This window comes from Acinetobacter sp. SCLZS86, assembly GCF_021560715.1.
Classification (GTDB): domain Bacteria; phylum Pseudomonadota; class Gammaproteobacteria; order Pseudomonadales; family Moraxellaceae; genus Acinetobacter; species Acinetobacter towneri_A.
Genome location: NZ_CP090864.1, coordinates 2874718 through 2898973 on the forward strand (window position 1 = coordinate 2874718; position 24256 = coordinate 2898973).

The following is a 24256-nucleotide window of genomic DNA, read 5'->3' on the forward strand; positions in this document are numbered from 1 at the left end:
CAAAGATGAGGGCTTTTTTTTATGGGCATTCAGTTTTTGCAAAAGTATGAATTTTACAGAAGTACTCAAACTTACTTTTTCTGAAACAGATAAATTTGATGCTGTGCTGTCACGTCAAACTGGGTTTGCTGTTCCAACGCCTGACGGCGCTCTGCTTTGGCTTTATAGGCATAAGGTGTCATAGCAATTAAATGATTTAAATCATTTTGATTGAGTTGTAATGGTGTTTCCACCACGCTAGCCTCTACCAAATCAAAGGCGTCTTGCAATTGCGCAATAAATTTTTCAGGCTCATGCGGCTTCACTTCTTCAAACAAAGCTTGACGCATCGCCAATAAATGCTCAGGCGCAGGCGTCACCACCAACAAATAACCTTGTGTTTTTAAAACCCGTAAAATTTCCTGTTGCGGAATTGGGCTAAACAGGCTGGCACATAAATCAATACAATGTTCCAAAACAGGCAAAGTTGCTCCTGTCCCCACCACCCAAGTCACTGCAGGATTCAGTTTTGCCGCTACTTGTACGGCATTCTTGGCAATATCCACCCCGACACACTGCAACACTTCGCCTTGCATGGCAGCAGTGTAATAACCTTCACCACAACCAATATCCAACAAATTTTCGATGCGTAACGTGCGAATTTTTTGCACCACTGCCTGTTGCAAGGGTGCATAATGCCCTGCACTTAAAAATGCACGGCGTGCCTGCACAGAAGTAGGTGTATCCCCTGGATTTTTACTGTGCTTATGCTGCACCACATGTAAATTGACGTAGCCTTGTTTCGCAACATCATAGCTGTGATTGCTGGCACAACGCCATGTTCTATCATGCAGTTGCAATACCTGACGACATACAGGACACATCAGCAAATTCATCATTTTCTCCAGAGTGGACGACATAAAAAAGTCGGCGAGTGCCGACTTTTAAAATTTTTGGTTGCATAGGCTTAACGTAATTTTAAGGTCATTAAACCTAAAACCACCAGCATAATTGTGATAATCCAGAAGCGAATCACCACTTGGGTTTCACGCCAGCCTTTCTTTTCATAGTGGTGATGCAACGGCGCCATTAAGAATACCCGTTTATTACGCATGCGCAGTGAACCAATTTGCAGGAAGACCGAAATCGCTTCAACCACAAACACACCACCCATAATCGCAAATACGATTTCCTGACGTACCATGACGGCAATCGTACCTAGCATTGCCCCCAAAGATAGCGCACCGACATCGCCCATAAAGACTTGTGCAGGATGAGCGTTATACCACAGGAAGGCTAAGCCTGCACCAATCATCGCGGCACAAATCACCACTAACTCGGATGCATATTTCACATAAGGAATGTGCAGATAATCGGCAAAACGAACATCCCCCGCCAAGTAGGCAAATACACCTAAACCGGCCGCAACCAACACGATTGGCATAATCGCCAAGCCATCTAAACCATCAGTCAGGTTTACCGCATTTGAGGCACCGTTAATCACCAAATAAGTAAAGATAATGAAGCCAACACCGAGTGGAATCAAAGATAAAGGAATGCTGAAATCTTTAAAGAATGGAATCAACACATCCAACATATCTGCGGTTTGTGTAGGATTTGGTTGTTGGCTTGCAATCACATACAATGCAATACCCGCACCCAATGAGGCCACCGAAGTCCAGAAGAATTTTTTACGTGCAGGCAAACCCGCATTGTCTTTGTAACGAATTTTAATCCAGTCATCTGCCCAGCCTACAGCGCCAAAAATGACCATGACCGCCAGTACAATCCAGACATAAGGGTTAGATAAATCTGCCCATAATAGAGTCGAAATACCAATGGAAAGCAGGATTAATACCCCACCCATGGTTGGTGTACCCATTTTTTTGGCATGCCCTTCAGGTGCATAAGAGCTGACTGCTTGACCGTATTTTAATGCTTGCAGTTTACGAATCATCACAGGGCCTAGCACCAAACCGATGCCAAGCGCAGTCAAGACACTCAGTAATGAACGTAATGTTAAATAACGAACCACCTGAAACGAGCTGTTATAGCCCGCCAGCTGTTCAAATAACCATAACAGCATTTAAATTTTCTCCATCAATGCAGCCATCAACGTTTCCATATGGGTATAACGAGAACCTTTAAATAGGAAACTCATGGACTGAGGTTGATGTGTTTTTACCAGATCAATTAAAAACGGCAAGGCTTGTTCTTGAGTGACAAAAGCCTGTAATTTTTTTCCATATTGGGTACTACGCGCACCTTCGTGGGTCGCAGGTGCAAATTCACCGACCGCCACCACAAAATTGATGCCACGAATAGACACCAAGTCACGCCCCAACATATAGTGCTGTTGTGCTGCACTATTGCCCAGCTCACCAATATCACCAATGACCATAACTCGCACACCTGTTTGCTGTGCAAGGACTTCGCCTGCAGCACGCATAGAGGTTGGATTGGCATTATAGGTGTCGTCAATGAACAAATGCGTGCCATGATGAATAAAGTTTAAGCGCCCTTTTGCGCCTTGTGCCTGCTCCAAGCCTGCGACAATATCATCTAAACTTACGCCAATTGCCAGTGCAAAAGCAGCAGCTGCCGTGGCATTTTGTACATTGTGTTCACCTGCAAAGGGTAAATGAACCTGACGCACACCTTGCGTGGTATTTAAACAAAAACTTGCCGATTGTGGCTGCAACTGAATGTCTGTCGCAAATACATCACCGCCTTCACCAAAACTTAGACGCTGTTCCGACTGAACCGCTTGCTGAATCTGTTCGGCAAAATCATCGGCAGCAGGGACAATGGCCGTGCCTTGTGGGGCAATATGTGCATAAATTTCAGACTTAGCCCGACAAATGCCCTCACGTCCACCAAACTCACCCAAATGCGCAGTACCAATATTGATAATGCCTGCCACCTGCGGCTGCACCAAGTTTGAGGTGTAATCGATTTCACCTTGATGACTGGCGCCTAATTCCATCACTGCATATTGATGGCTTGCATTCAACTCCAATAACATCATCGGCACACCCAAGTCATTATTCAGGTTGCCACGAGTAATTAAAGTCGGTGCCAAACGCGACAAAATACTACCCAGCATTTCTTTGGTGGTAGTTTTGCCACTACTGCCTGTTAAGGCAATTACTTTTAATTGTGGATGTTGCTGACGACGAAAGGCACCCAAGTGTCCTAAAGCTAAGCGAGTATCAGGTACAACCAATTGGCAAATATCCGCATCTACAGGCTGACTGACAATTGCCATAGAGCAGCCCTGTGTCGCCACTTGTGCCACAAAGTCATGCGCATCAAAACGCTCACCTTTTAAAGCCAAAAAGGCATCGCCTGCTTTGGCATGACGTGAATCGGTCAAAATACGTTGAATTTCGCCTTGCGGTGTTTGCCCATTAAACCAATAACCCTGTGTTGCTTGTTTGAGTTGTTCGGCAGTCCAAGGGTCTAAAATTGCGGTACTGGTGGTGGAAGTGTGCATACAAATTCCTTATTGGGCAGGATAAGCAGTAGCTGAACAATGTTGTGCATCAATCGCAGATTGCACTTCAACCACATCGTCAAACCAGTGTCTTACCCCATCTATTTCTTGATAATTTTCATGGCCTTTGCCTGCTATCAAGACAATATCACCCGATTGTGCATGTTTGACGACATATTTAATCGCTTCACGACGATCATGAATTTCATGGCTCTGTGCTACCGACAAATCGACACCAGTTTGCATATCGGCAAAAATTTGTAAAGGATCTTCTGTACGCGGGTTATCTGAAGTCAAAAGCACAACATTGGCATAATCTAATGCCGCTTGGGTCATGAGTGGGCGCTTGCCACGATCCCGATCTCCACCACAGCCAAACACCGCCCAAAGCTGTGCGCTGACATGACGTTTTAGAGTTTGCAGCACCTGAATAAGGGCATCGGGCGTATGCGCATAATCCACTACAAATAAACGATCTGCATCCCGTAACACTTGCATGCGCCCCGGTGCGCCTTGGAGTTGTGCAGTTGTATGGATTAAATCTGGCAATGCAAAACCTGCTTGCTCTGCGGCAATTAAACTCGCCAGCAAATTTTCAACATTAAAATGTCCAAGCAAAGGACTTTGCACCACATATTCTGCCGTAGCAGTTTGGAGATGGAAACGCACACCATTCAGACTGTATTCAATCTGCTCTACTTGATAATCTGCCGCCTGCTGCGTGGAATAAGTTAAAATTTTTGGTTGAGCAGGATTCTCTTGAGCCGCTTGCAACATGATGCCTGCATATTCATCATCTAAATTTATAATGGCAACTTTTAAACTGGCAAACTGAAACAGCATCGCTTTGGCTGCAGCATACGCCTCTAAAGTCCCGTGATAATCCAAATGGTCACGGCTCAGGTTGCTATATACCGCAATTTCAATATCGCAACCATTTAAGCGCCCTTGCTCTAAACCGTGTGAACTGGCTTCAATTGCGGCAAATTTTGCGCCTTGTTGTGCATAGCTGTATAAAGCATTTTGCAGCTGCAAGGCATCTAAAGTGGTATGCGTAGAAACTTCCAAATTAGGCAAAATTCCGTTGCCCGTGGTACCCATTACCGCACAGCGTTTAGCTTGCAACATCAACAATTCGGCAATTAAACGTGAAATGGTGGTTTTACCATTGGTCCCCGTGACGGCAAGCATACGTGCCAAAGGTATGGGCTGTCGCGCTTGTAAATATTGTTTTTGCCAGTGTCCCATGCGCTGACGCACATCGGGCACCACCAAATTATTGGCAACTGCCAGTTCAGTTTCCGAAATCACCGCCAAAGCCCCTTGATCTAAAGCGGCTTGTGCAAATTGAGCGGTTTTTTCAGGCTGAGACAAACTGGTCAGGGCAATAAAAATTTGCCCTGGTGTAACATGGCGGCTGTCGAGCTGAAAGCCCTGAAAGTCTTGTGTCATCCAATCTGCAACGCGAGAACTGCGGTAAATATGTTGAAAGCTGATAGACATGCGTCACCTGTTATTGGATGTTGGGAGTTTCTAAAGGTTTATCTAAAGGTACATTCATTAAACGTAAAGATTCTTGCATCACACGAGCAAATACTGGCGCTGCCACCAAACCACCATAATACTGTCCTTTTGGATTTTCCACCACGACCACCATGGCTAAACGCGGATCACTGACTGGCGCAACCCCAGCAAACAAGGCACGATATTCGGTCTGTGAATAGCCTTTGCGGTCTGCACGAAGTTTATGTGCTGTACCCGTTTTACCTGCAACTCGATAGCCTGGAATATTGGCTTGACGTGCTGTACCACCTGGCAAAGTTACCGCTTCCATCATCAGTAGAACTTGGTCAGCAATTTTAGCATCGACAATTTGTTCACCTTTGGGCTGTTCTTCTAATTTATATAAACTCAGCGGCATTTTTACACCTTTATTGGCAAGCATGGCATAAGCATCTGCCAATTGCAGCACAGTGGCATTCAAACCATAACCATAAGACATGGTCGCCACTTCGGACACATTCCATTTGCTTGGCGGCAAGATTAAACCTGCGCTTTCACCCGGAAATTTCACCGCCGAACGCGCACCAAATCCTAAACGCTTATAAAAAGTCGGTAAGGTAGCATACGGTAAAGATAAAGCTATTTTCGCCACCCCCACGTTTGACGATTTTTGGATAATCCCCGCCAAAGTCAGTGAGCCATAGTTGTGGGTATCACGAATGGTATGGTTGCCAACCCGCATTGAGCCACCACTTAAATTGACCACGGTATTCGGTGAATATTTGCCACTTTCCAGTGCCATTGCCACAGTCATAGGCTTCATGGTCGAACCTGGTTCAAAGGAATCCACCGCGCCACGGTTACGCATCGCATCTTTGTTCGATAAGCTTTTTTTGTCGTTCGGGTTGTACGATGGCCAACTGGTCATTGCCAGAATTTCACCTGTTTTGACATCCACCGCAATAGCAGTTGCCGAACGTGCATTATTGGCCACCCCTGCTGCGGTTAATTCACGGTACATAATGTACTGCAAACGTGAATCAATACTTAAGGTGATATTTTCACCCGGTTCAACCTCTCTCACCACTTCTGGGTCTTTGACACGGTTACCCTTTTTATCGCGCACGATTTGCTGTTCGCCATCCACGCCTGCCAAACGAGTATTCAACTGCATTTCCAAGCCTTCAATACCTGTGCCCTCACTATTGGTTAAACCAATAATTTGTGCATTTGGCTGTGGCTGAGGGTAATAACGCTTATAGTTTTTTTCGGTATATACCCCTTGGAAATTGCGTTTTAAAATCAGTTCTGCCTGTTGCGGTGGCACTTCTTTTTGTAAAACCAAATAACGTGAACGCGGACGCTCATTCATTTTATTTTTGAGTTCCTGACGATCCATGCCAACCGCATCGGCCAGTTCATCTAAATTTAAGTTTTTATCTGGTAACTGACGCTGCAATTTACGGCTAGTCGGATTTTTCTCCAGCTCTGCGGTAATTTCATCAAACAACTTTTTATTGTCAAAATAATCACGTGGATCAATCACCACTTTCATTACAGGAGTACTAATTGCCAAAGGCACACCGTGGCGATCATAAATCACCCCACGCATGGCTTTGAGCTTTTCTGTTCTTAAAATATTGGCATTGGCTTTGTTTTGTAAAAAGTTATGGTTCACAATTTGCACATAAAACGCACGCCCCACCAGTGCCACGAACACTAGCAGTACCACAGCCCACATTAAGTAAAAACGCCACATTTCTACATGAATGGCATTTTTTCCAGTTACCGATTGCTGTTTCTTTCGGGTTTGCTTTTTGCGCGTATCGACCATGTGCAACTCGCCTTATTGTTGTGCTGAAGTTGTAGGCAAAGAAATCACCACCGTTTGCTGTGCAGGCGGTGAATACATGCGCAATTGCGTCACCGCACGGGTGCCAATTTGGGCAGTTGCACCAAAGGTCTGCTGTTCAATTAACAAACGCCCCCACTCGGCATTTAAGTCATCTCGCTCGCGCATATAAGAACTCAGCTCACGATAATCATGGCGATATTCAAACACCTGAAACACCACCATAATCGCGCTGATAAACACCAGCGCCAATAAAATAAAATAGGCGACCATTTTTTTCAGTCGCACTTGAGATTGATTTTTTTCAACGCTTTCAGTTTTCATTATTGGCCTTTTCAAGCTAATCGTTCTGCAACACGTAGCCATGCGCTGCGTGAGCGTGGATTGGCTTTGACTTCTTCATCACTAGCACGTACACGTAAGATTTTTTTCAATCGACGTGTATCTTGTTGCTGTTGTGGCAAGCCCCAACCTGAATCTTCAGGCAAGCTCGATTCTTTTTGAATAAACTGTTTAATTAAACGATCTTCCAAAGAATGGAAGCTAATTACAGCCAAACGACCTTCGGGTTTCAACACCTCAACCGCCTGTGGCAAGAAGTTTTTAATATCTTCTAATTCTTTATTAATCGCAATACGAATTGCCTGAAAAGTACGCGTTGCAGCATGTTTGTTTTTTTCCCACTTCGGATGGGCAACTTTTACAATTTCAGCCAATTGTGCAGTGGTTTCAATATAACCCGCCTGTTTAATGGCTTTGGCAATACGGCGGCTATAGCGCTCTTCACCATATTGAAAAATCACATTGGCTAAGGCTTCTTCTTCAATATCCACCAACCACTCTGCTGCAGTCGGGCCTTGCGAATTGTCCATACGCATATCAAGCGGGCCATCTTTCATAAAGCTAAAACCGCGTTCTGCCTGATCGAGCTGTGGTGACGACACGCCTAAATCAGCCATCACACCATCGACCTGAGTGACACCCAAATCATTTAACGCTTGCTGCATATCGGCAAAACTGGCATGAATAATTTGAAAGCGAGAATCTTGCTGCGCCAATTCTGCTGCCACAGCCAAAGCTTGTGGATCTTTATCAAAGGCATAGACTCGCGCCTGCGCATCCAATTTGGATAATAACAAACGCGTGTGTCCACCGCGTCCAAAGGTAGCATCGACATAAATTCCTGTATTGCGATCTGCCAACACGGCATCAACAGTTTCATGAAGTAATACAGAAATATGCGACATAAGGTTCAATCAATACAGCTAAAATTTAACTGCACATTATTACCTTGTTTTGGCAAAGCTCCAAACGTCTTTTTGTAGATAAATATTACTTTTCATAGGGAAAACCGTTTTTGACTTTTTTAAAGAACAAAAAAATCTCCGTAGAGATTTTTTTGTACGCCAATCCAATCAAAGATTAGCCGAAAATGAATATCTGTTTAACGCTTAGCATTATAAATTTGGTCAAAAATTGCACCATTCACAAAATGGGTTTTTTGTGCATTTTCCCAACCACCGAACACTTCATCAATGGTGAAAGTTTTTAATTTCGGGAATTGTGCAGCATATTTTGCAAGGACTTTTTCATTACGTGGACGGTAGAAATGTTTAGCCGCCATTTCCTGACCTAAAGGCGAATACAAATAGTTGATATAACCTTTCGCCAACCATTTATTGCCATTTTTTTCTACTGTACGATCTACAATTGCCACCGAAGGTTCAGTCAAAATAGAAATAGATGGATAAACAATATCAAACTTGTCTTTGCCTAAGGTTTTTAAAGTCACAAGGGCTTCATTTTCCCAAGTCAACAACACATCACCAATGCCACGTTCAGCGAATGTGGTCATCGATGCACGTGCTGCCGAATCCATCACTTTTACGTTGTGGTACATCTTACCTACAAATTCTTGCGCTTTGGCTTTAGAACCGCCCGGTTGCTTTTCTGCATAACCCCAAGCCGACAAATACACCCAACGCGGCAAACCACCTGTTTTCGGGTTTGGGGTAATAATTTGTAAGCCCGGTTTGGTTAAGTCATTCCAATCTTTAATCTTTTTCGGATTGCCTTTACGCACCATAAAGACGATGGTCGAGGTATAAGGCGCAGAGTTATGAGGAAATTCTTTTTGCCAACCCGCTTGAATCTGACCTGACTTTACAATTTCTTCAATATCATTCGCTAATGCCAAAGTTACAACATCGCCCTTTAAACCATCGACCACGGAACGCGCTTGCTTACCCGAACCACCATGCGATTGTTTAAAGTTGACGTCTAAACCTGTACGTTTTTTCCAGTACTGACCAAACGACTTGTTAAATTCATCATAAAATTCGCGGGTTGCATCATACGATACATTTAAAAACTGACGATCTGCAGCCTGAGCAGTCGTTGCAGCAAAACCTGTTGCCAATAGAGCAGCAGCCAATAAAGCTTTCAATTGAGTTTTCATTACAACACACATCACTTTTAATCTATCACTCAATATATGCAATGCTTAGGCGCTGCGCAATTTGTAAAAAACATGCAAAAAATGATTAAATTCAAATAATTTAGCTTTAATTAATTGTTTTTAATCAATTTAATTTAAGATGCAGCGTTTATTCCAAATTTATACCTTTTTATGAATTAGATATATGAAAAGTGAATAAAACTTTGATCCGTTTTTAGACTCAACGGTAAAATAAGCGACATCACAGCAATCAAACCCGCTTCAAAACTATTTTATTGTGACTTTTGTAAAAATCTTCACGATATCTCCACAGTTGTTTGTTACAACATGTTCTAAATCAAAGCTCATCTGAAAAATCGGTATATAGTGAGTAAATAATGATAAAGATCTTATTAAGAGTGTGACGCAAATCTGCTTTTGTTAAGGTTTTTGTGATTAAATATTTAAGTGATTAAAACAATTTATAAATTGTGAGTTCATTCATAAAGGAAAGGGGGGGAATCAAGATGAAATCTAAACTCATATGCGCAGCATTACTCAGCTTAAGTACAGTCAGTCACAGTGCTGTGATCAAGTCTACTGAAAGTAAGACCCATTTAACTGCGGAAAAAGGCTCTTTAATTGAAAAAGCCCTTACCCAACAAAAACAGGCAGACAAGCAAAAGTTTGAATCAAATAATGATTTAAAGGTGCTGACTTCTATTCATCTTGCTCCAACACAAAATTTCTTTGCCTTGCAAAATCAGCGTTTTAGCCGTTTCGTACAAGCCTTATTCCCGCAAGACAACTCATAACTCTGCATTAAATTCACTGCCTTTGATCCCCTTTTCAAATGCAGTTGAAACGCCCAAGTACAGAATGTTGAATTTAACATTAAGTACTTGGGCTTTTTCGTTATAATGGTTGTAATTTACATTTTGAATTAATTTTTGCTTATGACTGTTCGTACCCGTATCGCGCCTTCTCCTACTGGTTTCCCGCACGTGGGAACAGCGTATATCGCCTTGTTTAACTTATGTTTTGCCAAACAACACGGTGGTGAATTTATTCTTCGTATTGAAGATACTGACCAACTGCGCTCAACCCCTGAATCTGAAAAAATGATTTTGGATTCATTGCGTTGGTTAGGCTTAAATTGGGCAGAAGGTCCAGATGTAGGCGGCCCGCATGCACCGTATCGCCAATCTGAACGTATGGATATTTATAAGCAATACGCCTTGCAATTGGTTGAACAAGGACATGCTTTCTATTGCTTCGCTACTAGCGAAGAACTCGATCAAATGCGTGCAGAACAGCAAGCACGTGGTGAAAGCCCGCGCTACGATGGTCGTGGTTTAAACTTGTCAGCAGATGAAGTGCAGCGTCGTTTAGCGGCAGGCGAAGCGCATGTCATTCGTATGAAAGTGCCAACCGAAGGCGTATGTAAATTCAATGATATGCTGCGCGGTGAAGTGGAAATTCCATGGGCGCAAGTCGATATGCAAATTCTGCTCAAAACCGATGGCTTGCCAACTTACCATTTGGCAAATGTGGTCGATGACCATTTGATGCAAATTACCCACGTGATTCGGGGTGAAGAATGGATTCCATCGGCACCGAAACACCAATTGCTTTATCAATATTTTGGTTGGGATATGCCTGTGTTGTGTCACATGCCACTGTTGCGTAACCCAGACAAATCAAAATTATCTAAACGCAAAAACCCGACTTCAATCAACTACTACAAAGACATTGGTGTATTACCAGAAGCTCTGTTGAACTATTTAGGTCGCATGGGTTGGTCAATGCCAGATGAAAGTGAAAAATTCACTTTAGCCGAAATGATTAAACACTTTGATATTCAACGTGTCTCACTGGGCGGCCCTATCTTTGATGTAGAAAAACTCAATTGGCTGAATGGTCAATGGATTAAAGCACTTTCACCTGCTGAGCTCTTAGATACCTTATTGGCTTGGAAAGCAGATCGAGCCAAATTGGAAGAGATTGCTGCCGCGATTCAACCGCGTATTCATTTACTCTCAGAAGCGGTCAATTGGTCTGCACATTACTTCAACCATTTCCCAAGCTTAAGCAAGGAACAGTTTGAAAGTAAAAAACTGTCTGAAGAACAAGTGCGTCAAAGCTTGCAATTTGCAATTTGGCGTTTAGAAAGTCTATTTACTTGGAACAACGACACGGTGAGCCAAACCCTGATGGATTTAGCGAACCAAATGGAAGTCAAATTGCGTGATTTCATGCCTGCGTTCTTTATTGCAATTGCAGGTTCAACCGCATCTACGCCAGTCATGCAAACCATGGTCACCATTGGCCCTGACCTAACTTTTGCACGTTTGCGTCATGCCTTAGAAGTTGTAGGCGGCCCAAGCAAAAAAGAAGTCAAAGTCTGGGAAAAACTGAATGAAAGCATCAAATTGCCGAAAAATGATGCAATTGATCCAGCTTAATTCATTTTTTTGTTGACGTGTGAACGCAATAGCCCTAATATTGCGCTCACACAGACTGGGGTCATAGCTCAGTTGGTAGAGCGCTACAATGGCATTGTAGAGGTCAGCGGTTCGATCCCGCTTGACTCCACCAAGTTTAAATAAGGCTTTACCTGTGTTGCCTCATCAAGTCCCTATCGTCTAGAGGCCTAGGACATCGCCCTTTCACGGCGGTAACCGGGGTTCGAATCCCCGTAGGGACGCCATATTCAAGATGAATATAATCACTTATCTTCATCTTATAATAAAGCTCAAGCAACGACTTGGGCTTTTTTATTGCCCTGTTTTCTGACAGACTGTTTTTTATTTGTCGCACATTTCGTTAGAATAACAATTAGATCAGAATTTTGGAGTTGTAATGCAATACCGATGCCCTAAATGTCAAAGCCCAAAAATCATGCCTGTTGCACAGGCAGGTCAAGCAACGCCACGTCCTGTTGTGCCTAAAAGCTTGGTGATGCTCATTCCTGCGGTATTTGTATTATTACTTCTGGTTTTAATTAGTATTGCCATGTGGATTTTTGGCGATGGCGCAGGCACGACCTTACAAAGCATTACAGTAGCGGTATTTGTGCTGTGTGTGATTGCAGGCTTCTTGTTCTACCGTGATTTGCCTGATTTTAAAATTTCCATGCAGGCTTTTATGCAGTCGCAAAAAAAATGGAAGTGCCGTGAATGTTCACATGAGTGGGAAGTTTAAACCTCACTGGTCTACATCTAGATTAAGAAAAATGTTGCTAGATTGATCACAAGACCACATCATCGAGCAAATATAAAAAAACCAGCCTTCTCGGCTGGTTTTTTTAATGAGAACTCAAGTTTTTAGACTTAAGCGCCAATTTTACGGTATTTGCTACGTTTGGTTGCCAGATCATCACCATATTTCTTACGGCGATATTCTTCGAATTCAGTATAGTTACCTGTAAAGAATTCTGGTTGCTCACCTTCGAATGACAAGATGTGCGTTGCAATACGGTCTAGGAACCAACGGTCATGCGATACCACCATCACAGTACCTGGGAATACCAGAATGGCATCCTCAAGTGCACGTAAAGTTTCGATATCCAAGTCGTTCGATGGTTCATCCAGCAGGATCACGTTAGCGCCCTGCTGTAGGATTTTTGCAAGTTGTAAACGGTTACGCTCACCACCCGACAATTGACCCACACGTTTTTGCTGATCTTGACCTTTGAAGTTAAAGCGACCGATATAGGCACGAGATGCGATTTCATAATCGCCCACTTTCAAAATGTCTAAACCGCCAGACACTTCTTCCCAAACAGTTTTGTCATCGTCTAGAGTGTCACGAATCTGACCGACATAAGCCACTTTTACCGAGTCACCTAAAGTCACGCTGCCCGTATCTGGTTGCTGTTCGCCAGTCATCATACGGAATAAAGTCGTTTTACCTGCACCGTTTGGACCGACAATCCCCACAATCGCTGCAGGCGGCATAGTAAAGGAAAGGTTTTCGTAAAGTAAGCGATCACCAAATGACTTGCTGATGTTTTCCACTTCCACCACTTTGTTCCCTAAACGTGGGCCAGGTGGAATATAAATTTCAGAAGTTTCGTTACGCTGTTGGAATTCACGCGAGTTAAGCTCTTCAAAACGCTCCATACGCGCTTTGTTTTTCTTTTGCTGGCCTTTCGCATTAGAACGTACCCATTCCAATTCTTTTTTCAAGGCTTTAGCAAAAGATTCTTCTTGCTTCTGTTCTTGCTCTAAACGGTTATTTTTCTGCTCTAACCATGAAGAGTAGTTACCTTGATATGGAATACCATGTCCACGGTCAAGTTCTAAAATCCATTCTGCAACGTTATCCAAGAAGTAACGGTCGTGGGTAATTGCCACAATCGTACCCGGGAAGTCTTTTAAGAAACGCTCTAACCAAGATACAGATTCTGCATCCAAGTGGTTCGTCGGCTCGTCTAGAAGCAGCATGTCTGGTTTAGACAATAACAAACGGCATAAAGCCACACGACGACGCTCACCACCCGATAATTTGTTAACATCAGCATCCCAAGCTGGCAAATTTAATGCTGCCGCTGCTTGTTCAAGCTGATTGTTCAGGTTGTGTGCATCCCAAGTTTGGATAATCGCTTCTAACTTCTCTTGCTCTTTTGCAAGTTTGTCGAAATCTGCATCTGGATCTGCATATTCTGCAAAAACTTGGTCTAAACGCTCTAAAGCATCTAAAGCTTCACGCACACCATCTTCCACGTTGCCGCGTACATCTTTGCTCTGGTCTAGTGGTGGTTCTTGCTCAAGATAACCAATTTTGATGCCTGGCTGCGCACGTGCTTCACCCGAGAAATCTTTGTCTACGCCCGCCATAATACGGAGCAACGTCGATTTACCTGCACCGTTTAAACCAAGCACACCAATTTTCGCACCTGGGAAAAATGATAAAGAGATGTCTTTCAGGATTTCGCGCTTAGGCGGAACCATTTTCGACACTCGGTTCATCGTATAAATATATTGGGCCACGTAGGACTCCTCAATAGAAAACCAAATCTGGGGCTCAGATGAGCAGCCCCTGCTCTAATGAGCGAAAAAATAATCGGGTATTATACCTGAATACAGAGAAAAAATAAGACACCTCAAACATCTTGCATGCTTTGTTACAACTCTAGCGATCAGCGGATAAGCACAGGACTTTTTGCCTGCTATATCAAATTTACAGCTAAATATTGCAGCATTTTGACGCTTTCTTTCATATTGAAAAATGCTAGACTCAAGCCAATTTAACTCACGAAGATGAAGTAAACATGACCTATAAAGATGAAACCTTGGCCATTCATGCAGGCTATAGCCCAGAACCAACCACCAAAGCCGTGGCTGTGCCGATTTACCAAACCACTTCTTATGCCTTTGATAATACGCAACATGGTGCCGATTTATTTGATTTAAAAGTACAAGGCAATATTTACACCCGCATTATGAACCCAACCACTGCGGTGTTGGAGCAACGTGTTGCAGCGCTTGAAGGCGGGATTGGAGCCTTGGCCTTAGCATCAGGCATGGCTGCAATTACCTACGCCATTCAGACCATTACCGAAGCAGGCGACAACATTGCTTCAGTATCAACTTTATATGGCGGTACGTACAACCTATTTGCCCATACCTTGCCTAAACAAGGCATTGAGGTGCGTTTCTTCGATTATCAACAGCCTGAAAGCTTGCGCGACCTGATTGATGACAAAACCAAACTGGTCTTTGTAGAGTCAATTGGCAACCCATTGGGCAATATTATTGACCTTGAAGCGATTGCAAAAATTGCACACGAATATGGCATTCCAGTGGTGGTGGATAACACCGTTGCCACGCCTGTCTTGCAAAAATCGTTTGATTTTGGCGCAGACATTATTATTCACTCACTGACCAAATATATAGGCGGTCACGGTACGTCTATTGGCGGCATTATAGTCGATAGCGGCAAATTCCCTTGGGGCAAATATCCTGAGCGTTTTAAAGCGTTAAATACACCTGATCCAAGCTATCACGGGGTTAATTATGTAGAAGCGTTAGGTGCTGCGGCATTTATTGCACGTGCACGTGTGGTACCGCTACGCAACACAGGTGCAGCGATTAGCCCGCATAACGTATTCCTGATTTTACAAGGTTTAGAAACCTTAAGCCTGCGTATGGAACGCCATACTGAAAATGCGCAAAAAGTCGCGGAATATTTACAGGCACATCCAAAAGTGAAATGGGTTAATTACGCAGGCTTAAAAGATCACCCACAACATGCGTTGGCGCAAAAATATGTAAAAGGCAAACCTTCTGCAATTCTGTCTTTTGGCGTGCAAGATGGTCGAGAGGGCGGAACTCGCTTTATTGATGCGCTGCAATTATTCACTCGCTTGGTCAATATTGGCGATGCAAAGAGTCTAGCTTGCCACCCTGCGACCACCACTCACCGTCAGTTGAGTGCAGATGAACTCAAAGCGGCTGGTGTGAGTGAAGATATGTTGCGTTTGTCCATCGGGATTGAACATGCCGATGACTTAATTGCCGATTTAGAGCAAGCTTTAGCAGCTGTATAAGAACTCATCAGTTCAAGCTTTGTACTGGCATCCTGCTGATTAATTTCAACAGGATGCTTTTTTATTTTAATTTTTCTTTGTATGTCTTTGCATTAGCTTTATTTCATGGTAAAAATAAAGATATACAAATCACAAAAATAGAGCAATTACTCTATATTCATTTTTAAATTCAACCACTTATTGCATAGCTTTTTTTGTGAAATCGGCTATCATAAAGCCAAGGAAAACAGTTCAAATTCAATCTAAAATTTGAATCGGCACTTTCAATAAAAATGACAACTCAGGAATCAAAATCAGGAATATTAGCGTGAAGCCAAAATTAGAGAAACTTTTTCAAAAGCGTGTAAATGGTAAAGTTGCCCTTATTACAGGTGCATCGAGTGGTATTGGTTTAACCGTAGCACATAAACTAGCCGATGCAGGTGCGCATGTGCTTTTGGTGGCACGTACTCAGGAAACGCTTGAACAAGTCAAAGCTGAAATTGAAGCACGTGGTGGCAAAGCTTCAGTTTTCCCTTGCGATTTAAACGATATGGACTCTATTGATGCCGTATCGCAACAAATTCTCGCCTCTGTCGATCATATTGATATTTTAATTAACAACGCAGGCCGCTCAATCCGTCGTGCAGTACACGAGTCGGTTGATCGTTTCCACGACTTTGAACGTACTATGCAGCTCAACTATTTTGGTGCTGTACGTTTAGTACTAAATATTTTGCCGCAGATGATGCACCGCAAAGATGGTCACATCATCAATATCAGCTCGATTGGTGTATTAGCCAACGCAACGCGCTTCTCGGCTTATGTGGCATCTAAAGCCGCACTAGATGCGTTTAGTCGCTGTCTATCTGCAGAAGCGCATACACACAAAATTGCGATTACATCAGTGTATATGCCACTGGTTCGTACCCCAATGATCGCACCAACCAAAATTTACAAGTACGTACCCACCCTTTCACCTGAGCAAGCAGCAGATTTAATTGCCTATGCGATTGTGAAACGTCCGAAGAAAATTGCGACACACTTGGGTCGTTTGGCTTCAATCACATATGCGATTGCACCAGACATCAACAACAAACTTATGTCGATTGGTTATAACCTATTCCCAAGCTCTTCCGCTTCTGTAGGCGAGCAGCAAAAACTGAACTGGGTACAAAAGGCATATGCACGCTTGTTCCCAGGTGAACACTGGTAATTTATACACAATTCAAGTTTTGCTTTAGGCGATCTACGGATCGCCTATTTGTTTTTACAGCTTAGGTTGAACAGCGCACAACAATACAACATCACTTCAACAATTTTTAAATTGTGCAGCCGCAACTTTTCATGTGATTTTAATATTGGTTTAAGAAATAGCATTCAAAATGACATTACAATAATGAAAGGTACAACACATGAAAACTCTGTATCTGTTTAAGCTATTTTGTTTTTCTGCTGCGGGCTTAAGTTTTTATCACTTATATACTGAGCTTACGCGCAATCATGTAGACACATTTCAAGTGATGACACTGACAGGCCTGGTGGTCTTGTTAGTCGAATTGGGCTATCGCAGCCAACTTGCCGTGTCCATGTCGCATTCATCTGGTGCGATGTCCGAAGTTTCTGCCTCTTCTAATTACAGTAGGACTTACGCATTGACGGATTCAAAAAAGTATTAAAATACTTTATAAAGTATCTGTGATCAGACGAATTAAACATGCTTCTACAGCAACTTGTACATTACCCATTTATATGGGCTTTCTCATGACAGAACCGAACTCTATTAGCTGCACACAACTTGCCGAGACTTATAACATCTCGCATGATAGTGTAAATCGCTTTCTAGAACGTGAAGACTACACACCTCACGACCTATATCAAGAAGCAATTCAACATATTGATAATAATAAACTTATAGTCAGTATTGATGATACTGTTTTAGATAAACCCTATAGTCAACATATGGACTTGGTTAGCTATTTTTGGTCAGGCAAACACCACCGATCCGTCAAGGGTATTAATCTCATTACCTTGTATGCGACAGATCAGAATGGTCAAAATATTCCAATTAATTTCCGAATTTATGACAAATCTGAAAGTAAAACCAAGAATGATTACTTTATGGATATGTTAAGTGAAGTACTCAGTTGGGGGGCAAAGATTCAATTTATTACAGGTGATAGTTGGTATTCATCGACTGGAAATCTAAAAACCATAAGAAAATATGGTATTCGATTTATGTTTGGTATCGACTGTAACCGTAAGGTTTCCCCAGAAAAAGGACAATGGTTTCAACTGCGTTTATTGCCAAATTTCCATCTGGGTCAAGTGGTCTGGCTCAAAGATTTTGGCTTTGTACAATTATTTAAGACTCAGTTAAAAGAACAGCAGAGGTTTTATATTGTGCATCAAGATGAAGATGATTTATTGTCCTTTGAGGGTTTTCATGAATTACATTCAAGTCATTGGAAAATAGAGCAATATCACCGGGTGATTAAACAGGTTTGTCATATTGAAAAGTTTCAAGTAAGACGATCTAAACTGATTTTGAATCATATTTTTTCAGCCTTGATGGCCTACGTCGAGATACAAAAGAACCAGTTTGAGCGGATCTTTGAAAATGTATATCGTTGGCAGAAGAAATTATTTAGACCAGTTATCAAAAACTTCATTGATGACTTTATTCTCGATAAAAATCATCTGCTACCACAGAGAATCTATAAATAATAGTGCGTAAGTCCTATACAGTTATTTCATGTCTAAATTGGCAGCAGGCAGTATTGCCACAAGTTTTGTTCTGCAAGGCTTAATCCGTTAATTGCTTATTTAAGATCCACAATCTCAACCATAACAAAACATTCAATTGCACCTTATTTTTATGCTATAACACAGCTGTTTCAAGTATTTTGAATGGATTATGCGAGCACTAGCCCTCATTTTACAGTATGGCTGTTTTGCCTTTGCCTTATTTTTAAGTTATCAGGTTGCAACGGCGCTTTATCAGCAAGAATATGAACTCTTAGAGGTTGTTGCCGATGTAGGCACGATTTTAATTTGTATTGATTTAGGCGTATTTTTATTTAGCAGCAAAGCCTCACAAGGTTTAAATCTTCAGGAATATGCTCGCCAACTTGAAGCACCACCATCAAAACTAGTGGCAGTGACACGTAAACTTGGGCATTTGGGAATCATGCTGATTTTAGTGAGCTGGATTGTGCCGTTGATTTAAAATCCATCAAAAAATCTGTATATAAAAATGTTCCTGCAAAACAAAAAGCTCCTGAATTTCGGGAGCTTTTTGTTTGCGTAATTCAAAATTACTTCGAACCTTTAATCCCTGCTTGTAACAACAATGCGCCTAAACCACCAATTTTATTTTCTTGCGGTTTAGCAGCTTGCGGTTTTTTCGCTTGTGGACGCTCAGTCTGAGGACGTTTCGCCTGTGGCTTACGCTCTGTACGTTGCTCTTGATCACGACGTGGCGCACGCGCCGCTTTTGCAGGTGCAGCCGAACCTTCAGGACGCATCGATAAATTCACGCGGTTACGTTCTACATCAACCTGTAACACACGCACTTGCACGATTTGACCTGGTTTCACCACTTTATGTGGGTCAGCCACAAACTCATTGGCCAACTCAGAAATATGCACCAAACCATCCTGATGCACGCCAACATCTACGAAAGCACCAAAGTTCGTCACATTGGTCACCACACCTTCAAGCTGCATGCCTTCAGTCAACTGTGCCACTTCAGTAATATCTTCACGGAACTTAGCCGTGCGGAATTCAGGGCGTGGGTCACGACCTGGTTTTTCCAATTCAGATAAAACATCTTGAATGGTAGGTAAGCCGACTTGATCATCCACAAATTCTTCAGCATTCACTGAACGGATAATTTCGGTATTGCCAATGATGTCTTTGACCGTGGTCGCTTTAGCAGCCACAATTTTTTCTACCAAACCATAAGATTCAGGGTGCACTGCAGAAGCATCTAAAGGCTCAGAACCTGCTTGAATACGCAAGAAACCTGCGGCTTGTTCAAAAGTACGCTCGCCTAAACGTGGTACGTTTTTCAAGGCTTGGCGGTTATCAAAACGACCATGTTCTTTACGGTAATCTACAATTTGCTGTGCAATTGATTTATTCAGACCTGCGATATAACCCAATATTGCTGAAGATGCCGTATTGACATCAACACCTACCGAGTTCACACAGTCTTCAACCACGGCTTCTAAGGTTTTTGCCAAACCTGCCTGATTCACATCATGTTGATACTGACCCACACCAATTGATTTTGGATCAATTTTTACCAATTCTGCCAATGGGTCTTGTAAACGACGGGCAATAGACACTGCACCACGAATCGACACATCTAGCTCTGGCAATTCTTGCGATGCCAACTCTGAAGCTGAGTACACAGATGCACCCGCTTCAGATACAGATACACGCGTCAATTTTAAGTCGCTGTGTGCAGCCATCATTTCTGCCACCACCGCTTCAGTTTCACGGCTTGCAGTCCCGTTACCAATCGCAATTAAATCAACATGGTGCTCACGGCATAAACGTGCAAGTTCTTCAATCGCGCCTGCTTTGTCTTCTTTAGGTGCAAATGGATACACCGTGCTATGTGCAACTACATCACCAGATTGGTTCACCACAGCCAATTTGACACCTGTACGGATACCAGGGTCTACACCCAGCGTACAACGTGCGCCTGCAGGTGCAGAAAGCAATAAATGACGCAAGTTTTCTGCAAAGACATCCATCGCTTCGGCTTCAGCAGCCAAACGTTTTTCAGTCAATAATGAATGTTCGATTTGTGGACGCACTTTGCCCAACCAGAACAATTTTGCAGTTTGCTTTAAAAAGTCCTGACGTGCTTGCGGCTGAATCTGATCTAAATTGTATTCAGTTTCAATACGTGCCAAAGGTGCACTATCTTCACCATCAACTTTTAAGCCCAAGACGTTTTCTTGGCGACCACGCAACATCGCCAATAAACGATGTGACGGCACTTTGTTCAGGTTTTCTGAAAAATCGAAGTAATCACGGAATTTTTTGCCCACTTCTTTTTTTTCTTCAGAAGCAACCAAGCTTTTTAATGCCGCTGTTTTGGCAAAAATTTCTTTTAATTCTGTCGTTAAGGCAATATTTTGTGCCCATTCATCAATCAGAATGTGCTGTACAGCATCTAACTGACTGTCTACATCTGGATATTCTGCATGACTAAAGCCTGCTAAAGCTTCACTTGGCTCGACTTGTTCTGCAAATATTTGCGCTGCAATTGGGCCTAAACCTGCTTCTTTGGCTTTAAACGATTTACTGGTACGTTTAGGACGGTAAGGTGCATAAATTTCTTCTAAGGCATTTTTGGTTTCAGCAGCGTTTACCCGTGCCAATAAATCATCAGATAATTTATCTTGTTCTTTGAGTGATTCTATTACTTTTTCGCGACGCTCATATAAATCACGTAAATACGATAAACGTGTATCGAGCTGACGTAGCTGCGTGTCATCTAAACCTTGCGTCACTTCTTTACGGTAACGTGCAATAAATGGAACGCTAGCACCTTCATCAATAAGTTTGATGGCAGCTTCTACTTGATTTGGTCGTACGGCAAGTTCTTTTGCTAACTGCTGAACTAAGTCAGTCATCGTGTGTGATCCTACAAGGATAAGTACTAAAAGCCATGATTATAAAGACCAAGACTATAAAATCCACAATTGTTTTATGAATTTTATAAATGGTGGTGATTTGGCGATTTTTGCCAATTCGGCAAAATTTTATAAATCTAAATAAAATTCAGGCTGATGTTAGACTTAAACGGGCAAATATGTCAGTTTTTCGCATGGGAATGCTGTATATATTTGGTATCTATGTCTTGATTTTATCTGCAATATTTGTTGCTTTAGAACATATGCAAAAGATACCAATGAATCGTATACTCAAAGCCAACTCAACTTTTTGTTTACGACGACAATAAAGAATAAAGGAGCACATCATGAGTTTAGTTGTACCTGCTGAAAAAACAGATACCGTACACAGCGAAACTGACCGCGTTGAACGCATTCTCGTTGTGGATGATGATGTGCGTTTACGTACCCTGTTACAACGTTTCTTGGAAGATAAGGGCTTTGTGGTTAAAACTGCCCACGATGCAACGCAAATGGATCGTTTGTTACAACGTGAACTGTTCTCTTTAATCGTGCTTGATTTTATGCTGCCTGTAGAAGATGGTTTAAGTATTTGCCGTCGTTTACGTCAATCTAACATCGACACGCCAATTATTATGCTCACGGCTCGCGGTAGTGACTCTGACCGTATTGCAGGACTTGAGGCAGGTGCAGATGATTATTTGCCAAAACCATTTAATCCAAACGAGCTGTTAGCACGTATTCGTGCCGTATTACGTCGTCAAGTGCGAGAAGTACCGGGCGCACCAAGTCAGCAAATGGAAGTGGTCGGGTTTGGCCCATGGTCACTCGATTTATCGACCCGCACTTTAACCCGTGAAGGTCAGGTCGTGACCCTAACTACAGGTGAATTTGCAGTACTCAAAGCGTTGGTACAACATCCTCGTGAGCCTTTAACCCGTGACAAGTTAATGAATTTAGCACGTGGTCGTGAATGGGGTGCGATGGAGCGTTCGATTGATGTTCAGGTGTCACGTTTACGTCGTTTAATTGAAGAAAATCCTGCTCGTGCGCGTTATATTCAAACGGTTTGGGGTGTAGGTTATGTATTTGTTCCAGATGGCGCGGAATAAGTTGAAAATGATGTGAGGCTTAAGCCTCACATCTTCATGCAATGATCAACATTTATGCGCACACCGATCATTGTGCTAGATTTAAAGAACACACATTCTAATAACAAGTATATTTATCATAAAATTTCACTCACCAAATTCGCTTTACAACCTCTGCCACAGGACAAGATGTGAAACCCGAACCCATCGACCCACAAGAATTTACCGACTATGTGGCGTATTCTGAAAAGAAACGTACCCGCTGGGAACGTTTTTTAGACAAAATCAAACCACGCTCTGCAGCCATGCGTACCACGGTACTGGTGGTGTTTGTAGTGCTGTTTAGCTTGTTTATGTCGTTGTGGTTCTTTTGGCGCACCTTGTATTTACCTGAAATTCAACAGCACGCCCGCTATTTAGCGGTTGAACTGGAAATTTTAAACAATCCAGATTTGCGCATTTTTCACAATGAAGCCGAAGTCGATGTCGATGCATGGCTTAAAAATCGGGTCGGCATTGAATATGTGACCGATCCACGTGAGTTTCCCAATGTACGGGAAAAAGTCATTGCCGAATTTTTTACCCGACAAATTGAAAAGAAACTGGCAACTGAGTTAAAAATGCAGGATGTCACAGTTTATTTCCAGTTCAAACCAAGCCCGCGCATTTGGATTCAAACCCCAGAAATGAATGGCAACTGGGTACGTGAACCCCTCAAAACTTATGCTAACTACAGCCCTGAATTGGTGTTTGGCTGGCTTTTGGGGATTCCACTTTTGGCTGCAGCCATTATTTTAACTCTAGTACGTCAGTTGAACCGTCCTTTGCGTCGTCTGCAAAATGCTGCCAACAGCTACAGTAAAACAGGTAAAGCCCCTTATTTGGAAACCAATCACGGCCCGCAGGAAATTCGTGAGGTCAACCAAGCCTTTAACCACATGATTTATACCTTGGAACAGACTGAACGTGACCGTCGTATCATGTTGGCAGGTATTTCACACGACCTGCGTACGCCACTGACACGGATTCGTTTAAGTGCCGAAATGATGCCTGATGATGATTTTTTAAAAGAAGGCTTAATTTACGATGTAGAAGATATGGATGCGATTTTGAATCAATTCATTTCTTATATGCGTGATGGTTCTGATGAAGAATTACAAGAAACCGATTTAAATGTTTTGCTGCAGGAATTGATTATTCAATTTAAACCGTTGGATATTCGCTTTAACGCACAAGAATTACCTTTAATTCAGGCGCGTAGTTTGTCGCTGAAACGTCTGATTGGCAACTTGATTAACAACTCTAAACGCTATGGTGCAGAGCCGATTGAGTTGTCTGCAGCAGTGCTGGAGGATCAGATTCGGATTAGCGTGGCTGACAATGGTACAGGAATTCCTGAAGACCAGATTGCCGATTTAATGCAGCCGTTTGTACGCGGCAATGAAGCCCGCACCGTACAAGGCAGTGGCTTAGGCTTGGCAATTGTAAAACGTATTGTCGATATTCATCAAGGCGAGTTGACCATTCAAAATCGTGAACACGGGGGGCTAGAAGCCATTATTACCCTGCCATTACAAGCTGAAATTGTGGAAGAAAAAAGTAATATTGGCACACTAGAAAAAATCAAACAAAGTTTGAGCGAACATTTCTAAACGGCTGACGCTTTTGATCTCCATCTAGCTTGCTTTACACCAATTTCAGACCAACAGCAA

General features: G+C 42.6%; 20 protein-coding genes and 2 tRNA genes. 12 read left to right on the forward strand and 10 right to left on the reverse strand.

Features of this window, described 5'->3' with window-relative positions:
* Nucleotides 1–71: 71 nt before the first annotated feature.
* From LZP46_RS13785 to LZP46_RS13820, 8 genes are all read right to left on the reverse strand, one after another.
* Nucleotides 72–875 (reverse strand): putative RNA methyltransferase, encoded by an 804-nt coding sequence (locus tag LZP46_RS13785; RefSeq protein WP_236094134.1) that lies wholly within the window; start codon nucleotides 873–875, stop codon nucleotides 72–74.
* Between the two features lie 71 nt (nucleotides 876–946).
* Nucleotides 947–2065, reverse strand: coding sequence for a phospho-N-acetylmuramoyl-pentapeptide-transferase (mraY, locus tag LZP46_RS13790; protein WP_230245476.1), 1119 nt, complete (start codon nucleotides 2063–2065; stop codon nucleotides 947–949).
* The gene (locus LZP46_RS13795; RefSeq protein ID WP_236094135.1) at nucleotides 2066–3475 is read right to left on the reverse strand and encodes a UDP-N-acetylmuramoyl-tripeptide--D-alanyl-D-alanine ligase; all 1410 of its coding nucleotides are present in this window, start codon (nucleotides 3473–3475) and stop codon (nucleotides 2066–2068) included. It lies immediately after the preceding gene.
* Between the two features lie 9 nt (nucleotides 3476–3484).
* Entirely contained in the window at nucleotides 3485–4978 is a 1494-nt protein-coding gene (locus LZP46_RS13800) for a UDP-N-acetylmuramoyl-L-alanyl-D-glutamate--2,6-diaminopimelate ligase (protein WP_236094136.1), read from the reverse strand.
* 10 nt (nucleotides 4979–4988) lie between these two features.
* Complete coding sequence (gene ftsI / locus LZP46_RS13805; RefSeq protein WP_236094137.1) at nucleotides 4989–6812, reverse strand: penicillin-binding protein PBP3; 1824 nt, start codon at nucleotides 6810–6812, stop codon at nucleotides 4989–4991.
* Nucleotides 6813–6824: 12 nt separating this feature from the next.
* Entirely contained in the window at nucleotides 6825–7154 is a 330-nt protein-coding gene (ftsL, locus tag LZP46_RS13810; protein WP_372238848.1) for a cell division protein FtsL, read from the reverse strand.
* A gap of 11 nt (nucleotides 7155–7165) precedes the next feature.
* On the reverse strand, nucleotides 7166–8077 hold the full coding sequence (rsmH, locus tag LZP46_RS13815) for a 16S rRNA (cytosine(1402)-N(4))-methyltransferase RsmH (RefSeq protein WP_236094138.1): 912 nt from the start codon (nucleotides 8075–8077) through the stop codon (nucleotides 7166–7168).
* A gap of 197 nt (nucleotides 8078–8274) precedes the next feature.
* Nucleotides 8275–9288, reverse strand: coding sequence for a sulfate ABC transporter substrate-binding protein (locus LZP46_RS13820; RefSeq protein ID WP_230245481.1), 1014 nt, complete (start codon nucleotides 9286–9288; stop codon nucleotides 8275–8277).
* A 506-nt stretch (nucleotides 9289–9794) separates the two neighbouring features.
* Here LZP46_RS13820 and LZP46_RS13825 point away from each other — a divergent pair.
* The 5 genes from LZP46_RS13825 (at nucleotide 9795) to LZP46_RS13845 (ending at nucleotide 12471) form a co-directional block, all read left to right on the forward strand.
* Entirely contained in the window at nucleotides 9795–10082 is a 288-nt protein-coding gene (locus LZP46_RS13825; protein WP_236094139.1) for a hypothetical protein, read from the forward strand.
* Between the two features lie 141 nt (nucleotides 10083–10223).
* A complete protein-coding gene (gene gltX, locus LZP46_RS13830; protein ID WP_230245482.1) occupies nucleotides 10224–11732 on the forward strand; it encodes a glutamate--tRNA ligase in 1509 nt (502 codons plus the stop codon).
* A 57-nt stretch (nucleotides 11733–11789) separates the two neighbouring features.
* Nucleotides 11790–11865 (forward strand) — tRNA-Ala (locus LZP46_RS13835).
* A 36-nt stretch (nucleotides 11866–11901) separates the two neighbouring features.
* Nucleotides 11902–11977 (forward strand) — tRNA-Glu (locus tag LZP46_RS13840).
* Nucleotides 11978–12129: 152 nt separating this feature from the next.
* The gene (locus LZP46_RS13845) at nucleotides 12130–12471 is read left to right on the forward strand and encodes a hypothetical protein (protein ID WP_236094140.1); all 342 of its coding nucleotides are present in this window, start codon (nucleotides 12130–12132) and stop codon (nucleotides 12469–12471) included.
* Between the two features lie 128 nt (nucleotides 12472–12599).
* Here LZP46_RS13845 and ettA read toward each other — a convergent pair whose 3' ends face one another.
* On the reverse strand, nucleotides 12600–14261 hold the full coding sequence (gene ettA / locus LZP46_RS13850) for an energy-dependent translational throttle protein EttA (protein ID WP_236094141.1): 1662 nt from the start codon (nucleotides 14259–14261) through the stop codon (nucleotides 12600–12602).
* A gap of 281 nt (nucleotides 14262–14542) precedes the next feature.
* Here ettA and LZP46_RS13855 point away from each other — a divergent pair, with 281 nt between their 5' ends.
* The 5 genes from LZP46_RS13855 (at nucleotide 14543) to LZP46_RS13875 (ending at nucleotide 19028) form a co-directional block, all read left to right on the forward strand.
* A complete protein-coding gene (locus tag LZP46_RS13855; RefSeq protein WP_236094142.1) occupies nucleotides 14543–15820 on the forward strand; it encodes an O-acetylhomoserine aminocarboxypropyltransferase/cysteine synthase family protein in 1278 nt (425 codons plus the stop codon).
* A 307-nt stretch (nucleotides 15821–16127) separates the two neighbouring features.
* Nucleotides 16128–17015 carry an SDR family NAD(P)-dependent oxidoreductase gene (locus LZP46_RS13860; RefSeq protein ID WP_019838217.1) on the forward strand — a complete coding sequence of 296 codons (888 nt, stop codon included), beginning with the start codon at nucleotides 16128–16130 and terminating at the stop codon, nucleotides 17013–17015.
* A 199-nt stretch (nucleotides 17016–17214) separates the two neighbouring features.
* Nucleotides 17215–17478 carry a hypothetical protein gene (locus LZP46_RS13865; protein WP_236094143.1) on the forward strand — a complete coding sequence of 88 codons (264 nt, stop codon included), beginning with the start codon at nucleotides 17215–17217 and terminating at the stop codon, nucleotides 17476–17478.
* Nucleotides 17479–17497: 19 nt separating this feature from the next.
* Nucleotides 17498–18526 carry an IS701 family transposase gene (locus tag LZP46_RS13870; RefSeq protein ID WP_180062524.1) on the forward strand — a complete coding sequence of 343 codons (1029 nt, stop codon included), beginning with the start codon at nucleotides 17498–17500 and terminating at the stop codon, nucleotides 18524–18526.
* 190 nt (nucleotides 18527–18716) lie between these two features.
* Nucleotides 18717–19028: a hypothetical protein gene (locus LZP46_RS13875; RefSeq protein ID WP_019838218.1), complete on the forward strand. Its 312-nt coding sequence runs from the start codon at nucleotides 18717–18719 to the stop codon at nucleotides 19026–19028.
* Nucleotides 19029–19116: 88 nt separating this feature from the next.
* On the opposite strand, the gene LZP46_RS13880 is transcribed toward LZP46_RS13875, so the two are convergent.
* Nucleotides 19117–21453, reverse strand: a complete 2337-nt coding sequence (locus LZP46_RS13880) for a Tex family protein (RefSeq protein ID WP_236094144.1) — start codon at nucleotides 21451–21453, stop codon at nucleotides 19117–19119.
* 347 nt (nucleotides 21454–21800) lie between these two features.
* Between LZP46_RS13880 and ompR the strand changes: the two genes are divergently transcribed.
* Together ompR and LZP46_RS13890 are read left to right on the forward strand one after the other, a co-directional pair.
* The gene (gene ompR / locus LZP46_RS13885) at nucleotides 21801–22565 is read left to right on the forward strand and encodes an osmolarity response regulator transcription factor OmpR (protein ID WP_004974415.1); all 765 of its coding nucleotides are present in this window, start codon (nucleotides 21801–21803) and stop codon (nucleotides 22563–22565) included.
* Nucleotides 22566–22735: 170 nt separating this feature from the next.
* Nucleotides 22736–24196, forward strand: coding sequence for an ATP-binding protein (locus LZP46_RS13890; protein WP_236094145.1), 1461 nt, complete (start codon nucleotides 22736–22738; stop codon nucleotides 24194–24196).
* The last annotated feature ends 60 nt before the right edge of the window (nucleotides 24197–24256 follow it).

What these genes read in the sequence shown, in the direction of transcription:
- LZP46_RS13785 (WP_236094134.1), bottom strand. Translation starts at nt 875, where the DNA reads ATGAATTTGCTGATGTGTCCTGTATGTCGTCAGGTATTGCAACTGCAT.
- mraY (WP_230245476.1), bottom strand. Translation starts at nt 2,065, where the DNA reads ATGCTGTTATGGTTATTTGAACAGCTGGCGGGCTATAACAGCTCGTTT.
- LZP46_RS13795 (WP_236094135.1), bottom strand. Translation starts at nt 3,475, where the DNA reads ATGCACACTTCCACCACCAGTACCGCAATTTTAGACCCTTGGACTGCC.
- LZP46_RS13800 (WP_236094136.1), bottom strand. Translation starts at nt 4,978, where the DNA reads ATGTCTATCAGCTTTCAACATATTTACCGCAGTTCTCGCGTTGCAGAT.
- ftsI (WP_236094137.1), bottom strand. Translation starts at nt 6,812, where the DNA reads ATGGTCGATACGCGCAAAAAGCAAACCCGAAAGAAACAGCAATCGGTA.
- ftsL (WP_372238848.1), bottom strand. Translation starts at nt 7,154, where the DNA reads ATGAAAACTGAAAGCGTTGAAAAAAATCAATCTCAAGTGCGACTGAAA.
- rsmH (WP_236094138.1), bottom strand. Translation starts at nt 8,077, where the DNA reads ATGTCGCATATTTCTGTATTACTTCATGAAACTGTTGATGCCGTGTTG.
- LZP46_RS13820 (WP_230245481.1), bottom strand. Translation starts at nt 9,288, where the DNA reads ATGAAAACTCAATTGAAAGCTTTATTGGCTGCTGCTCTATTGGCAACA.
- LZP46_RS13825 (WP_236094139.1), top strand. Translation starts at nt 9,795, where the DNA reads ATGAAATCTAAACTCATATGCGCAGCATTACTCAGCTTAAGTACAGTC.
- gltX (WP_230245482.1), top strand. Translation starts at nt 10,224, where the DNA reads ATGACTGTTCGTACCCGTATCGCGCCTTCTCCTACTGGTTTCCCGCAC.
- LZP46_RS13845 (WP_236094140.1), top strand. Translation starts at nt 12,130, where the DNA reads ATGCAATACCGATGCCCTAAATGTCAAAGCCCAAAAATCATGCCTGTT.
- LZP46_RS13855 (WP_236094142.1), top strand. Translation starts at nt 14,543, where the DNA reads ATGACCTATAAAGATGAAACCTTGGCCATTCATGCAGGCTATAGCCCA.
- LZP46_RS13865 (WP_236094143.1), top strand. Translation starts at nt 17,215, where the DNA reads ATGAAAACTCTGTATCTGTTTAAGCTATTTTGTTTTTCTGCTGCGGGC.
- LZP46_RS13875 (WP_019838218.1), top strand. Translation starts at nt 18,717, where the DNA reads ATGCGAGCACTAGCCCTCATTTTACAGTATGGCTGTTTTGCCTTTGCC.
- LZP46_RS13880 (WP_236094144.1), bottom strand. Translation starts at nt 21,453, where the DNA reads ATGACTGACTTAGTTCAGCAGTTAGCAAAAGAACTTGCCGTACGACCA.
- ompR (WP_004974415.1), top strand. Translation starts at nt 21,801, where the DNA reads ATGAGTTTAGTTGTACCTGCTGAAAAAACAGATACCGTACACAGCGAA.